We start from the raw sequence: 13,636 nt of genomic DNA on the forward strand, positions 1-13,636 counted from the left end.
GGTAGTGCGCGAAAGACTGATCGAGAAACGCCGCGGCTTGCTCCGCGGCGTTTTTGTTTGCATTGGAGACGAGGCAAGGCTTCCCTCGTCCTGGCGCGTAGATATCGCCCAACAGCAGATCCCAGATACTCCCGAGGATGATGGCTCAACGTCTGCGGGAAAAACGGTGAACCGCTTTATCCGCCGTATTTGATTTTTATGATTCAGCTTTCAGCCGCGCATTGCAGAGGCTGTAGTAACCGCCGCCTTTCTGGATCCAGCGAAGGCCGTTCAACGTACCCGCTTCCTTGTTGTTGTGGTAACCCTGCAGGCAGGTCTTCATCCGGGCCTTAGCGGGCTTTTCGGTCTTGAACTCGGCGGCGAGGGTGGTTGGGAATGTCACGCCCGCCGGCGCTACCGTGGGGACGACCGCCGCGCTGGTTTCCGTTTTCTGCTGCTCCGCGGATGTGACCGGATCCGCGCTGACGCTCTCCGCGGCGGACGTCGCGCATTTCTCCTTGCGGAAAGCGGCCCAGTCCATGCCGTTCAGAGTGCCGCCTTCCTTGGCCGCCCGATAGGTCTCGCTGCATTCCTTCATCGTCAGCGCGCTCGCAGGTGAGGCGTTCCAAGCGACCAATGCCGTCACAGCCAACGCCGCCAATTTCAAACTGAACATTGAGACCCTCCTGATTGATGATAAGTTGGACATCTTTTGTATACTGTTTGTTCCATATATGTTCAACTGGAATCTTTGCGAGCTCCCGACAAAACCTGGCGATGGGCAGTGTGGGCAAATCGACGATACCGACAGTCCCGCCATATGCAGATGCGAGCAAGGCCGCGGGCGTTTTCGCCTGCAACAAAAGGCCCGCGCATCTTGCGACGCGCGGGCCTTTTTCCTTCGAATAATTAGGCGATCAGCTCTTCAGCTTGGCGTTGCACAGGCTGTAGAAGCCGCCGCCTTTCTGGATCCACTTCAGGCCGTTCAGCGTGTTGGCATCCTTGTTGGCATAGTACTGCTCGAGGCAGGTATGCATGCGGCCCTTGGCCGGGGTCTCGTTGGCGAATTTCGGCGAGATGGCGGCCGGGAAAGTGACGCCCTTCGGGGCGGTCACAGTCGGCTTGGCCGGTTCCTTCGTGAAAGTCGCCTCAGTCGGCGCAGGCACGGTGTCGTCATCGTCGGCACCTGCGCCGCATTCGGCCTTGCGGAAGTCGTTCCACTTCATGCCGTTCAGCTTGTTGGCGGTCTTCGCAGCCTGGTACTTGGTGCTGCACTCGGCCATGGTCAGGCCCTTGCCGCCATCGGCAGCGGCGGTCGAGGTCTTGGTCGTCGTGGCGGTTTTGGTGGCGGGGGCGGTGGCAGCCGCAGCGGTTGCGCCAGGGCCGCACTCGGCCTTGCGGAAGTCGTTCCACTTCATGCCGTTGAGCGTGCCGGCGGATTTTGCGGCCTGGTATTTGGTGCTGCACTCCTTGGAGCTCAGGCCCTTGGCCGCGTCGTCGGCAGCGGCGGCCGCCTTCGTCTTCTTGGCGGGCTTGGTGTCGGCGGCATTCGTATCGGTCGCGGCCTTGGTGTCGGTCGCGGTGGCGTCGCTGCCGCACTGGGCCTTGCGGAACTGGTTCCAGGTCTGGCCGGCGAGCGTTCCCGCATCCTTGGCCGCGTTATACTTGGTGCTGCACTCGGCCATGGTCAGCGCGTTGGCCGGCGCCGCCAGGAACAAGGTTGCGACGGCGATACCCGTCAAAGCTGCAAGTCTATGAATAAGCATGGCGTTTTCTCCCTTGCTGCCGCCAATAAGTGTCCCTATGCCAAATCAATAGCTCTCAATGTCCGGTTGCGCCAGATGCTTCCGGCACAGGCGCTCTCACAAAGTGTGTTATTCGCGATAAGGTGATGAATTGCCTGCCGGTTCGCCGCCAGCCAGGCTTTGCCGGGAACAGGGCGCCGACAAGCCTCGCACCGGCAGGTATAGCGCCGCCACGTCAAAGGTGGTGACAGGCTGTCGAATCGCTTGCATCGCCCGCTACAATGTTTTTCTAAGAATTGGTAATATACAATCACGAAATTTGATGATCGGATGCGGCTCAATTTGTGGCAAAACGGGCGGCTGAAAAACCGACGGGGACTTTGAGACACATGGCAGGTCAGTATTTCGGCACCGACGGTATCCGCGGACGCGCCAACAAATTTCCGATGACGGCCGAGGTCGCCATGCGCGTCGGCATGGCCGCCGGGCTCTCCTTCCAGCGCGGCAATCATCGACACCGTGTCGTGCTCGGCAAGGACACGCGGCTTTCCGGCTACATGATCGAGAACGCCATGGTGGCGGGCCTGTGCGCCGCCGGGATGGACGTGTTCCTGCTCGGCCCAATACCGACGCCCGCGGTCGCCATGCTGGTGCGCTCGCTGCGCGCCGACATCGGGGTGATGATCTCGGCCTCGCACAATCCTTACTACGACAACGGCATCAAGCTGTTCGGTCCCGACGGCTACAAGCTTTCCGACGAGATCGAGGAACGCATCGAAGGCATGCTCGACAAGGACATCGAGCTGGCGCTCGCCGATTCCGATGGGCTCGGCCGCGCCAAGCGCGTCGACGGCGTGCATGACCGATATATCGAATTCGCCAAGCGCACGCTGCCGCGCTCGATGTCGCTTTCTGGGCTGAGGATCGTCGTCGACTGCGCCAACGGCGCGTCCTACAAGGTGGCGCCCGAGGCGCTGTGGGAGCTCGGCGCCGAGGTGGTGGCGATCAATGTCGAGCCGAACGGCTTCAACATCAACAAGGAGTGCGGCTCGACCCATCCGGCCGGCCTGCAGAAGAAGGTGCACGAGGTCCGCGCCGATATCGGCATCGCGCTCGACGGCGACGCCGACCGCGTCGTCATCGTCGACGAGAACGGCACCATCGTCGACGGCGACCAGATCATGGCTCTGATCGCCGAGTCCTGGCACCAGAGCGGGCGGTTGGCCGGCGGCGGCGTCGTCTCCACCGTAATGTCCAATCTCGGGCTGGAACGCTTTCTTGGCGACATGAAGCTGCAGCTGCACCGCACCAAGGTCGGCGACCGCTATGTGGTCGAGCACATGCGCGCACATGGCTTGAATGTCGGCGGCGAGCAGTCCGGCCATATCGTGCTGTCCGATTTCTCGACCACCGGCGACGGCCTGGTCTCGGCGCTGCAGGTGCTGGCCTGCATCAAGCGGCAGAACCGGCCGGTCAGCGAATTGTCGAAGAAGTTTGAGCCGGTGCCGCAGCTCTTGAAGAATGTCCGCATCTCCGGCGGCAAGCCGCTGGAGGAAGCTGCGGTCAAGGCGGCCATCGAGGATGCGCGCAACCGGCTTGGCAAAGCCGGCCGCCTGGTGATCCGTCCCTCCGGCACCGAGCCGCTCATCCGGGTCATGGCCGAGGGCGATGATCCACAGCTGGTCGAAGCGGTCGTCAACGATATCGTTGGCATCCTGCAGGACACCCGCAGCGCCGCCTGAACGCCGTCCCGCAGTTCCTCTAAATCCGCAAGCCCGCTGCCAGGCGGGCTTTTGGTCGCCGGGCGGGCCGATCGGACAACGACCTACCCTCTAAAATTGTATAGATTCGTGGTTAATCGGTACGGTTAAACGGCTTTTAACCTTTGCAATTCATTATCCAAACCCGAGGTCAATCATCTTCGGGCGGGAGTCGTCCCGAGGCTTCTTAGGGGTGACAGAATGTTCAAGACAGCAAGAATGGCATTGCTTGCCGCGCTGTTCGCGGGGATAGCCGGACCGGCTCTCGCCGCCGATCTCGCGGAACCGCCTCCCGTCGAGCCGGCACCGCCGCCCATCGCCGAAGTGCAGCCCGTCGATGTAGGCGGCTGGTACATCCGCGGCGACATCGACTATCACTGGTCGCGCTTCGGCGGCGGCGATTACATCACTTATGGTGCCGCACCTCAGACCCAAGGCAGCTTCGCCAGCGGTTCTCTCAAGGGTGCGTTATCTGCCGGCGCCGGCGTCGGCTACCAGGTGAACCAGTATTTCCGCACCGATCTCACGGCCGACTGGATGGGCAAATCGAACTTCCGCGGCTCAACCGACGGCTTCTGCGCCGGCGGGGTGCCTTGTACTTCTGTCGACACTTCCTCCTACTCGGCCCTGCTGCTGTTGGCCAATGCCTATATCGACATCGGCACATGGCATGGGGTTACACCTTACGTCGGCGCCGGCATCGGCGGCGCCTGGGTCAAGTGGGACACGCTTCACAACAGCGATCTCGACGGAGACTTCTTTCATCGCGGCGGCAAGGGCTGGCGCTTCGCCTATGCCCTTATGGCCGGCGCCTCCTACTGTCTGACCGATCGCGTCAAGCTGGACGTCGGCTACCGCTACAGCCACATCAATGGCGGCAAGATGTTCGAATACGCTTCGGACAGCAATGTCGGCCCTGGCTACGACCGTGGCATCAACGTGCATGAGGTACGCGGCGGTCTCCGCTACCAGTTCGGCGGCCAGTCCGATTGCGCCCCGCCGCCGGAGCCCTACGTGCCGGAACCGGAACCGATCTACACCAAGTAATCGCTTCCTGAATCCTGGAATTTCAAAGCCGCCCGGCGCTAGCCGGGCGGCTTTCGTTTATGCGTCGCTGATAAATGTTGATTGAAATCAATTCGGTAACCGGCCGTTATCCTTAACCGCCACTTAACCACTATGGTTAACAATGGCTCCTTGAAACGGCGCCCGCGTTCGCGGTTGGCGCCAATTTCAGGAGCCGGGGACCATGATATCCAGATCGCGTATCGCGTCAGCGCTTGCCGCAATCATCCTGTTGCCGATGACGCCGGCGCTTGCGGCCGATTACGATCCGCCGATCTATGTCGATCAGGCGCCGGACTATCAGCCGGTCGAGATCGGCTCGGGCTGGTACCTGCGCGGCGATGTCTCGTATCTGGCGAACAAGAGCTTCAAGAACGGGGATTTCACCTTCCCGTCGACGATCGCCAGCGAAAGTTTTAGCGAGAGCGAGGACGCGTATTTCGCGAGCATCGGCTTCGGATATCATTTCAACGATTACCTTCGCGCCGACATCAACCTCGGCTACCTGCCCGGCAACAAAGCCAGCTTCAGCTATGACGACACAGCAACCGTGGTGGCACCGGCAACGGCGACCGTGGGAGATGGAAACCTCAAGAACTATGCCTTCTCAGGCATATTGAACGGCTATGTCGATCTTGGCACATATGTCGGCATCACGCCCTATATCGGCGCGGGTATTGGTATCGTTCAAAGCAAATACAGTCTTTCGGCGGATTATTTCACCGACAACGGGGATGCAAGCGACGACTTCTCTCGGCGCAGCAGCAAAACAAAATATTCCTTGGCCTACACATTGAACGCCGGCCTTGCCTACCAGGTCTCGAAGAATGTTCTGATCGACCTTGGCTATCAGTATTTCTCCGCGCCCGAGGCCGAATATGTCACGGCCGCAAGCCTGAATTCCTTCCCTGTCCACAAGGGCATCAGCAATCATCAGATCAAGCTTGGGCTGCGTTACGATCTCTGGTGAGCCACGCAGGCTGAGAGGTTTCGACGGCGGGTCCTAAGGGCCCGCCGTTCTCCTTTCGGATCGAGCGCGAGTTGGAGCGAATATCCCGTCCGCGACAAAAACTTTGCTCTTGACGCCGAAGCTCTGAGCGCATATCGCCGTCCGTGGGCCACCCCTCCCCAACGAGGGGCCACTATCTGGAAGGATAGACCACGATGACGACGCTTACCAAGCCCGGACTCCGTCCGGCAAACCCCAATTTCTCTTCAGGTCCCTGCGCAAAACGCCCCGGCTGGTCGGTCGAGGCGCTGAAAGCCGCCGCGCTCGGGCGCTCGCACCGCGCCAAGATCGGCAAGGCGAAGCTCGAGCAGGCTATCGAGCTAACGCGCGAAATCCTCAAGGTTCCCACAGATTATCGCATCGGCATCGTGCCGGCGTCGGACACCGGCGCGGTCGAGATGGCGCTCTGGTCGCTGCTAGGCGAGCGCGGCGTCGACATGGTCGCCTGGGAGAGCTTCGGCTCGGGCTGGGTGACCGATGTCGTCAAGCAGCTCAAGCTCGCCGATGTTCGCAAGTTCGAGGCCGGCTACGGTCAACTGCCCGACCTGACGCAGGTCGACTTCGACCGCGACGTGGTCTTCACCTGGAACGGCACAACCTCGGGCGTGCGCGTGCCGAACGGCGATTTCATTCCGGCGAACCGCAAGGGTCTGACCATCTGCGACGCGACCTCGGCGGCGTTCGCGCAGCGGCTCGACTTCGAGAAGCTCGATGTCGTCACCTTCTCCTGGCAGAAGGTGCTGGGCGGCGAGGGCGCGCATGGCATGCTGATCCTGTCGCCCCGCGCCGTCGAGCGGCTGGAGACCTACAAGCCGGCCTGGCCGCTGCCGAAAATCTTCCGCCTGACCTCGGGCGGCAAGCTGATCGAGGGCATCTTCAAGGGCGAGACCATCAACACGCCGTCGATGCTGTGCGTGGAGGATTATCTCGATGCGCTCCGCTGGGCGAAGTCGATCGGCGGCCTGGAAGCGTTGATCGCCCGCGCGGACGCGAATGCCGCGGTGCTCGACCGGTTCGCTGAGAAGTCGACGTGGCTCGGCCACCTCGCCGTCGATCCGGCGACGCGCTCGAACACATCAGTGTGCCTCTCCTTCACCGACGCGCAAGTGGCGGCGCTCGACGCCGATAGCCAGGCGGCTTTCGCCAAGGGGATCGTGTCCGCGCTCGACAAGGAAGGCGTCGCCTACGACATCGGCTCCTACCGCGATGCCCCGCCCGGCCTGCGCATCTGGTGCGGCGCCACCGTCGAGACCGCCGATCTCGAAGCGTTGCTGCCCTGGCTCGACTGGGCCTTCGCCACGCAGAAGGCGTCGCTCAAGGCAGCGGCCTGAGTTTCATGGCGGCCCGCGGGCCGCCAGTTCCCGACATATCCATTCCCACGTCAAGGAGGCCGCAATGGCGCCCCGCGTTCTCGTTTCGGACAAACTTTCCACCACCGCCGTGCAGATCTTCAAGGATCGCGGCATCGACGTCGACTATTTGCCCGATCTCGGCAAAGACAAGGAAAAGCTCGCCGAGGTGATCGGCCAGTATGACGGCCTCGCTATCCGCTCGGCGACCAAGGTAACCGAGAAGCTGATCAATGCGGCAACCAGGCTCAAGGTCGTCGGCCGCGCCGGTATCGGCGTCGACAATGTCGATATCCCGGCCGCCAGCCGCAAGGGCATCATCGTGATGAACACGCCCTTCGGCAATTCGATCACCACGGCCGAGCATGCGGTGGCGATGATCTTCGCGCTGGCGCGGCAGATACCGGAAGCCAATGCCTCGACCCATTCCGGCAAGTGGGAAAAGAACCGCTTCATGGGTGTCGAGATCACCAGCAAGACGCTGGGCGTGATCGGCTGCGGCAATATCGGCTCGATCGTCGCCACGCGCGGCGTCGGCCTGAAGATGCATGTGATCGCCTTCGACCCGTTCCTGTCCGACAGCCGCGCCGAGGAGCTCGGCGTCCAGAAAGTCGAGCTCGACGAGCTCTTCGCCCGCGCCGACTTCATCACGCTACACACGCCGCTGACCGACAAGACGCGCAACATCATCGATGCGGCTGCGATCGCCAAGATGAAGGACGGCGTGCGCATCATCAATTGCGCCCGCGGCGGATTGATCGTCGAGGCGGACCTGGTCGCGGCGCTGAAGAGCGGCAAGGTGGCCGGGGCCGGCATCGACGTGTTCGAGGTCGAGCCGGCCGAGAACAACCCGCTGTTCGGCATGGAGAATGTCGTGGCAACGCCGCATCTCGGCGCCTCGACCACCGAGGCGCAGGAGAATGTCGCGCTGCAGGTTGCAGAGCAGATGAGCGACTACCTGATCAAGGGCGCGGTCTCCAACGCCATCAACATGCCTTCGATCACAGCCGAGGAGGCGCCGCGGCTGAAACCCTTCGTCAAGCTTGCCGAAGTGCTCGGCGCCTTTGTCGGCCAGGTCACCGAGGATCCGATCAAGGAGGTCGAGATACTGTTCGACGGCTCGACCGCGACGATGAACACGCGCGCGCTGGTGAGCGCTGCCCTTGCCGGCCTCATCCGGCCGCAGGTCTCCGACGTCAACATGGTGTCGGCGCCGATCATGGTGAAGGAGCGCGGCATTATCGTCGCCGAGGTCAAGCGCGACAAGTCGGGCGTGTTCGACGGCTATATCAAGCTCACGGTCAAGACCGAGCATATGACGCGTTCGATCGCCGGCACCTGTTTCTCCGACCACAAGCCGCGCTTTATCCAGATCAAGGGCATCAATCTCGATGCCGAGGTCGGCCAGCACATGCTCTACACCACCAATGCCGATGCGCCCGGCATCATCGGCCTGCTTGGCACCGTGTGCGGCGAGAACGGCGTCAACATCGCCAACTTCCAGCTCGGCCGCAACCGACCGGGCGGCGATGCGATAGCGCTGCTTTATCTCGATGCGCCCTTCCCGGAAAGTGTGCTGGAGCAAGTACGCGCGCACAAGTCGATCGACTCGGCGAAGCGGCTGCGCTTCGACGTCGGCGGCGAGTAACGTCCGGACGTGAAAACGCCCCGCTTGCATCAGCAGGCGGGGCATTCATGAGATGGCCGTCACCCGATGGCCGCTTGCCGGGAAGTTGAGATATTCACCCCGTCTGCAGCACTGCTCGGCTGCCGCTGTACTCGGCAAGCGCAATGCCGCCGAGGACAAGCGCCAGCGCGAAGGCCTGATAAGCCTGAAACTGCTCGCCGACGATCAGCACCGAAAGCAACGTGCCGAAGATCGGCACCAGATTGATGAACAGGCCGGCGCGGTTGGCGCCGATCAATTCGTTGCCCTTGATGTAGAGGACCTGCGAGACGAGCGAAGCGCCAAGCGCCGTGTAGAGCGTGAGCGCCCAGCCACGGGCGTCCGGCACGATGACGCGGCCAGACGCGACCTCCCAGACGAAGAAGGGCAGCGAGACCAGCAGCGCGGCGATCGACAGCGCCAGCATGAAACTTTGCCAGCGGATTGCCGGCCTGAGGCGCAGTCCCACCGAATAGAGGCTGTAGCAAAGCACCGCCACAAGCATGATGGCGTCGCCGAAATTGAGCTCGAGCTTCAGCAACTGGCCGAGGTCGCCATGACTTGCCGTCAGCGCAACGCCGGCGATGGTGAGCACGACGCCGACGATCTGCAGAGGCTGCACGCGCAGCCTGAACAGCACGAAATTGGCAAGGATGATGACGATCGGGATGGCTGCCTGCTCGATCGAGACATTGATGGCGGTCGTGTAGTTAAGCGCCGTATAGAAGATGACGTTGAAGATGGTGAAGCCGCAAGCGCCGAGCCCGGCAAGCAGCCTCCAGTGCCTGCGCACCTCGGGCCAATCCTCACGCAGCGTCCGCCAGCCGATGGGCAGCAGGATCAGCACCGCCATCACCCAGCGCAGGAACACCAGCGTCATCGGCGAGACATGGCCGACGGCAAGCTTGCCCGCCACCGAATTGCCGCCCCACAAGAGCATGGTCGACAGAAGGAACAGATAGGCGGCTCGGTGCATGAAGGTTCCGGCCCTGCGGGTGCTCGAGGGTTCGGCCCGGCCTAGAGTGGCGGCGGCGGCAAGTAAATGATGCGAAAGCCGGAATTTGTTGTGCCTGGACCAGGTTGACGTCTCGGCGTTGGCGTCATTTTGATCCAAGTCCTTGAGGGACATGGTCACTTGCGGAAGCCGGTTCCCGCTTTTTGGGTTCGCCGACCTTCGGTTCGGGTCATGCTCCAACGATGGTTTCGGCGGCAAAGAAAGGGTCGCGCCAGCCTCCGCTTGACGCTATAGAGGCCTGTCGTTTCAGGCCGCCCGCGCGGCATTTCAAGGGAAAAGAACATGGCCAATGTGGTGGTCGTCGGCTCGCAATGGGGTGACGAAGGCAAGGGCAAGATCGTCGACTGGCTGTCGGAACGGGCCGATGTGGTCGTGCGCTTCCAGGGCGGCCACAATGCCGGCCATACGCTGGTCGTCGACGGCAAGGTCTACAAGCTGTCGCTGCTGCCCTCCGGCGTGGTCAGACAGGGCAAGCTTTCGATCATCGGCAACGGCGTGGTGTTTGATCCGCATGCCTTCGTCGCCGAAGCCAAGAAGCTCAAGGAGCAGGGCGTGGAGGTCACGCCGGAACGCCTGAAAATAGCCGAAAACACCGCGCTTATCCTGTCCCTGCACCGGGAGCTGGACGGATTGCGCGAAGACGCAGCCTCGAATTCAGGAACCAAGATTGGCACGACACGACGCGGCATCGGCCCCGCCTATGAGGACAAGGTGGGCCGGCGCGCGGTGCGGGTGATGGATTTGGCGGATCTGGAAACGCTGCCCTTGAAGGTCGACAGGCTGCTGACGCATCACAATGCGCTGCGCCGCGGGCTCGGTCATGCGGAAGCGACGCATGAGGCGATCATGCAGGAACTGACCTCGGTGGCCGCCGAGATCCTGCCTTACATGGACCGCGTCTGGAAGGTGCTCGACGACAGGCGCCGCGCCGGCGAACGCATCCTGTTCGAGGGCGCGCAGGGCACGCTGCTCGACATCGACCACGGCACCTATCCCTTCGTCACCTCGTCCAACACCGTGGCCGGGCAGGCCGCAGCCGGTTCGGGCGTAGGCCCCGGCGTCATCGGCTATGTGCTCGGCATCACCAAGGCCTATACGACGCGCGTCGGCGAAGGGCCGTTCCCGACCGAGCAGAAGAACGAGATCGGCGAGTTCCTCGGCACGCGCGGCCACGAGTTCGGTGTCGTCACCGGCCGCAAGCGCCGCTGCGGCTGGTTCGACGCCGTGCTGGTGCGCCAGGCGGTCGCTGTCAACGGCATCAAGGGCATCGCTCTTACCAAGCTCGACGTGCTCGACGGGCTCGACGAGATCAAGGTCTGCACGGGCTATCGCCTCGACGGCGAGACGATCGATTACCTGCCGGCCAGCCAGGGCGCGCAAGCGCGGGTCGAGCCCGTCTACGAGACGCTCGAAGGCTGGAAGGGAACCACGGCCGGCGCCAGAAGCTGGAACGATTTGCCGGCGCAAGCCGTCAAATATGTCCGCCATATCGAGGAGCTGATCGGTGCCCCCGTGGCGTTGCTCTCCACCAGCCCCGAGCGGGACGACACAATACTTGTGACCGACCCATTTCAAGACTAGTTTCACAGCCCTTCCCGGCGCTATGGCTGATTTGCGGCCGGCGGGAAAAGAATGCAGGTCACCTGACGCATGGCAGATTTCGTTAGTGTTCTGAAAAAGCAGCTCGACAAGAAGGCCGACCCTTCGTTCGAGATGCGCAAGCAGATATACGACGGCGCCCGCGCCGTGCTGGCAAAGAAACTGGCCGAGTATTCCCCGCCGCTTGCGCCCGATGTCGTCAGCAAGCAGAAGCGCTCGCTGGAAGACGCCATTTCCAGTGTCGAGCGCGAGTATGTCAAACGCGTTCCGGCTGAGGATCCGCTGGCGGAGCTGGAGCATATTTTCTCCTCCATCGACCGCAACAAGAACCAGCCGAGCCATTCCCGCCAGCCGGTGGCGCCGGAACCCGCCAAGCCGGATCCGTTCAAGTCCGAGCCGTTCAGGCCGTCGCCCGCGCCCGCCAGGACCGAACCCAGCTGGCAAAGCGGGCCGAAGGCGGAACCCCCGCGCCAAGCCCCTGCGAAGGACGAGCCAGCCTGGCAGAACACGGCAAGGACCGAGCCGAACTGGCAGACCGCGCCAAAGGCGGAGCCAGCCTGGCAGAAGGCGCCGCCGCCGATGCCGTCGCCGCGCGAAGACGATGTAAGCCTGGCGGGCATGGACGATGCCGATGACGGCAGCGATGTCTTTGCCAATGACGAGCAGCCGGCGGCCGATACCTTCCAGCGCCTGCGGCCACAGCCGCAAAAGCGCAAGCGCAGCTATGGCGGCTTGATCGCCGCCGTCGTCGCGCTCCTGGTGCTGGCCGGCGGCGGCTACGGCATATGGCTGAACAAGAATGCGTTCGGGTCGCTCTTCGGCCTTGGCGGCGGTGGCAGCAAGACGGCCTCGACAGAGCCGCTGGTCAAGCCGGCTCCGGCCAAGCCGGCGACGGAGACGGCGGCCGCGCCGGCTGCGTCCGGCACCGGCGAGGCGGCCGACACCAACAAGTTCACGCAACGACTGACGCCCGAGGGCAAGGAGACCGATCCCGGCCCGGCCGGCGGACAGCCCACGATCGGCGAAGGCGAATCCGTCGCGGCGCTGACCTCGCGGCCGCCGGCTACGCCGGCGACGACCCCGCCTGCTCCGGCAGCGGTCGCTCCGGCCACGCCTGCTCCGGCCACGCCGACGCCTGAGACGCCTGCCGCCGGAGCGCCGGCGACCGACGCGGCCAATCCAACGCCGCCCGGAGCCGGAACCACGCCTCCGGCGGCTAACGCGGCAACGCCGCCGCCCGCGGGCGCGACACCGGCTGCGCCGGCGCCTGCGACCGCCGAGGCGACGGTGCCAGTCGGGCAGAAGGCGATCTTCTATGAGGAGCGCACCAGCACGCAGCAGGGCACGGCCGAGCCCGGCAGCATCGTGTGGTCGCTTGTGCAGGAATCGCCCGGCGGCGACCTGCCGCCGGAACCGGCGATCCGCGCCGAGGCGACGATCCCGGGCAAGAATATCCAGCTGCGCATGACGATCCGGCGCAACACCGACCAGACGCTGCCCGCCAGCCACATCATCGAGATGATCTTCCTGACGCCGGAAGGGTTCGACGGCGGCGGCGTCGACAACATCTTGCGCATCGCCATGAAGAGCTCCGAGCAGGATGCCGGCAGCCCACTGATCGGCATCCCGGCCAAGATCGCCGACGGCTTCTTCCTCGTCGCGCTCAACGACACCAAGGCCGACGAGGACGCCAACCTGACGCTGCTGAGAGGCCAGGCCTGGATCGACGTGCCGGTGGTCTACAAGACCGGACGCCGCGCCCTGCTCACCATGGAAAAGGGCATCCCGGGCGAGAAGGTTTTTGACGAGGCGCTGAAGGCCTGGGCGGCGAAGACGTCGGGGTGATGGCAGCAGCGGTGGCGCAATGGCGCCGCTGCTCAAAATCCCTGAAAAAGCATGTCGAGAGCGGCGACGATCTCGTCATGATGCCTGCCAAGGTTTCCTTCTGCCGCCCGCAATTCGGAAGCCGTCACAGCCGAAATGAACTGAGTGATCATAACGTGTTCCTTGCCATCGATCCTGAAGATCGGGTTCAGCCTGCGTGCCGGCAGCGGTGCGATGTTGGGGGGCAGAAGGGGAACGACGACGTTGGTATCGAGCTGTTCTAGTATGTCGGACTGGACATCGAGGAGATAACCGTCGCTTCCCGTGCTTCGGTAGAAATCGTAGCGAGCCATCAAAACAGCCGGTACTTGGCCAAAGGCAGACCGTTACGCTTGACGTATTCGTTAGAGCTTTCGAGCGCTTCCTTGTTCTCCTCCTGCCAGCGACGGATCTTCTCGGCAGAAATTGCCTTGGCGATTCCTTGCTCGGCGGCGCGGGACATATTGATACCCAATGCCTTGGCCTCCTCGATCAATCTCGAATCGATCGAGGTGTTTACCGATTTGCGTTGCGGTTTCGCAGTTGATTGGAGCACGGCAGCCTCTCTATTCCATGCGCATAATAT

General features: G+C 63.0%; 12 protein-coding genes. 7 read left to right on the top strand and 5 right to left on the bottom strand.

The annotated features are described in order from the left end of the window. Nucleotides 1-196: 196 nt before the first annotated feature. Both LB538_RS21265 and LB538_RS21270 read right to left on the bottom strand, forming a co-directional pair. Nucleotides 197-655: a hypothetical protein gene (locus LB538_RS21265; protein WP_224528015.1), complete on the bottom strand. Its 459-nt coding sequence runs from the start codon at nucleotides 653-655 to the stop codon at nucleotides 197-199. A gap of 241 nt (nucleotides 656-896) precedes the next feature. Further along, the gene (locus LB538_RS21270) at nucleotides 897-1,745 is read right to left on the bottom strand and encodes a hypothetical protein (RefSeq protein WP_224528012.1); all 849 of its coding nucleotides are present in this window, start codon (nucleotides 1,743-1,745) and stop codon (nucleotides 897-899) included. 368 nt (nucleotides 1,746-2,113) lie between these two features. Here LB538_RS21270 and glmM point away from each other — a divergent pair, with 368 nt between their 5' ends. From glmM to serA, 5 genes are all read left to right on the top strand, one after another. Continuing rightward, on the top strand, nucleotides 2,114-3,466 hold the full coding sequence (gene glmM / locus LB538_RS21275; RefSeq protein ID WP_095767287.1) for a phosphoglucosamine mutase: 1,353 nt from the start codon (nucleotides 2,114-2,116) through the stop codon (nucleotides 3,464-3,466). A 219-nt stretch (nucleotides 3,467-3,685) separates the two neighbouring features. Beyond that, nucleotides 3,686-4,531 (top strand): outer membrane protein, encoded by an 846-nt coding sequence (locus tag LB538_RS21280; protein ID WP_224528009.1) that lies wholly within the window; start codon nucleotides 3,686-3,688, stop codon nucleotides 4,529-4,531. A gap of 202 nt (nucleotides 4,532-4,733) precedes the next feature. Then, entirely contained in the window at nucleotides 4,734-5,519 is a 786-nt protein-coding gene (locus LB538_RS21285) for an outer membrane protein (RefSeq protein WP_095767289.1), read from the top strand. 194 nt (nucleotides 5,520-5,713) lie between these two features. After that, entirely contained in the window at nucleotides 5,714-6,889 is a 1,176-nt protein-coding gene (locus tag LB538_RS21290; RefSeq protein ID WP_224528006.1) for a phosphoserine transaminase, read from the top strand. 64 nt (nucleotides 6,890-6,953) lie between these two features. After that, nucleotides 6,954-8,555: a phosphoglycerate dehydrogenase gene (gene serA / locus LB538_RS21295; protein WP_224528004.1), complete on the top strand. Its 1,602-nt coding sequence runs from the start codon at nucleotides 6,954-6,956 to the stop codon at nucleotides 8,553-8,555. Between the two features lie 94 nt (nucleotides 8,556-8,649). On the opposite strand, the gene LB538_RS21300 is transcribed toward serA, so the two are convergent. Continuing rightward, nucleotides 8,650-9,549, bottom strand: coding sequence for a DMT family transporter (locus LB538_RS21300; protein WP_224528000.1), 900 nt, complete (start codon nucleotides 9,547-9,549; stop codon nucleotides 8,650-8,652). Nucleotides 9,550-9,870: 321 nt separating this feature from the next. On the opposite strand from LB538_RS21300, the gene LB538_RS21305 reads away from it, so the two are divergent. Both LB538_RS21305 and LB538_RS21310 read left to right on the top strand, forming a co-directional pair. After that, on the top strand, nucleotides 9,871-11,169 hold the full coding sequence (locus tag LB538_RS21305) for an adenylosuccinate synthase (RefSeq protein ID WP_224527997.1): 1,299 nt from the start codon (nucleotides 9,871-9,873) through the stop codon (nucleotides 11,167-11,169). Nucleotides 11,170-11,238: 69 nt separating this feature from the next. Next, on the top strand, nucleotides 11,239-13,032 hold the full coding sequence (locus LB538_RS21310) for a hypothetical protein (protein WP_224527994.1): 1,794 nt from the start codon (nucleotides 11,239-11,241) through the stop codon (nucleotides 13,030-13,032). Between the two features lie 32 nt (nucleotides 13,033-13,064). Here LB538_RS21310 and LB538_RS21315 read toward each other — a convergent pair whose 3' ends face one another. Together LB538_RS21315 and LB538_RS21320 are read right to left on the bottom strand one after the other, a co-directional pair. Beyond that, nucleotides 13,065-13,364, bottom strand: coding sequence for a CcdB family protein (locus LB538_RS21315; RefSeq protein ID WP_224527982.1), 300 nt, complete (start codon nucleotides 13,362-13,364; stop codon nucleotides 13,065-13,067). Further along, complete coding sequence (locus tag LB538_RS21320; protein WP_095767295.1) at nucleotides 13,364-13,606, bottom strand: type II toxin-antitoxin system CcdA family antitoxin; 243 nt, start codon at nucleotides 13,604-13,606, stop codon at nucleotides 13,364-13,366. Before LB538_RS21320 ends, LB538_RS21315 begins: the two co-directional genes overlap by 1 nt. Between the last annotated feature and the right edge of the window lie 30 nt (nucleotides 13,607-13,636).

The organism is Mesorhizobium sp. Ca11, assembly GCF_020165275.1.
GTDB lineage: Bacteria > Pseudomonadota > Alphaproteobacteria > Rhizobiales > Rhizobiaceae > Mesorhizobium.

Bases quoted from the DNA above. Each gene is read 5' to 3' on its own strand.
- LB538_RS21265 (WP_224528015.1), bottom strand. From the start codon at position 655: ATGTTCAGTTTGAAATTGGCGGCGTTGGCTGTGACGGCATTGGTCGCT.
- LB538_RS21270 (WP_224528012.1), bottom strand. From the start codon at position 1,745: ATGCTTATTCATAGACTTGCAGCTTTGACGGGTATCGCCGTCGCAACC.
- glmM (WP_095767287.1), top strand. From the start codon at position 2,114: ATGGCAGGTCAGTATTTCGGCACCGACGGTATCCGCGGACGCGCCAAC.
- LB538_RS21280 (WP_224528009.1), top strand. From the start codon at position 3,686: ATGTTCAAGACAGCAAGAATGGCATTGCTTGCCGCGCTGTTCGCGGGG.
- LB538_RS21285 (WP_095767289.1), top strand. From the start codon at position 4,734: ATGATATCCAGATCGCGTATCGCGTCAGCGCTTGCCGCAATCATCCTG.
- LB538_RS21290 (WP_224528006.1), top strand. From the start codon at position 5,714: ATGACGACGCTTACCAAGCCCGGACTCCGTCCGGCAAACCCCAATTTC.
- serA (WP_224528004.1), top strand. From the start codon at position 6,954: ATGGCGCCCCGCGTTCTCGTTTCGGACAAACTTTCCACCACCGCCGTG.
- LB538_RS21300 (WP_224528000.1), bottom strand. From the start codon at position 9,549: ATGCACCGAGCCGCCTATCTGTTCCTTCTGTCGACCATGCTCTTGTGG.
- LB538_RS21305 (WP_224527997.1), top strand. From the start codon at position 9,871: ATGGCCAATGTGGTGGTCGTCGGCTCGCAATGGGGTGACGAAGGCAAG.
- LB538_RS21310 (WP_224527994.1), top strand. From the start codon at position 11,239: ATGGCAGATTTCGTTAGTGTTCTGAAAAAGCAGCTCGACAAGAAGGCC.
- LB538_RS21315 (WP_224527982.1), bottom strand. From the start codon at position 13,364: ATGGCTCGCTACGATTTCTACCGAAGCACGGGAAGCGACGGTTATCTC.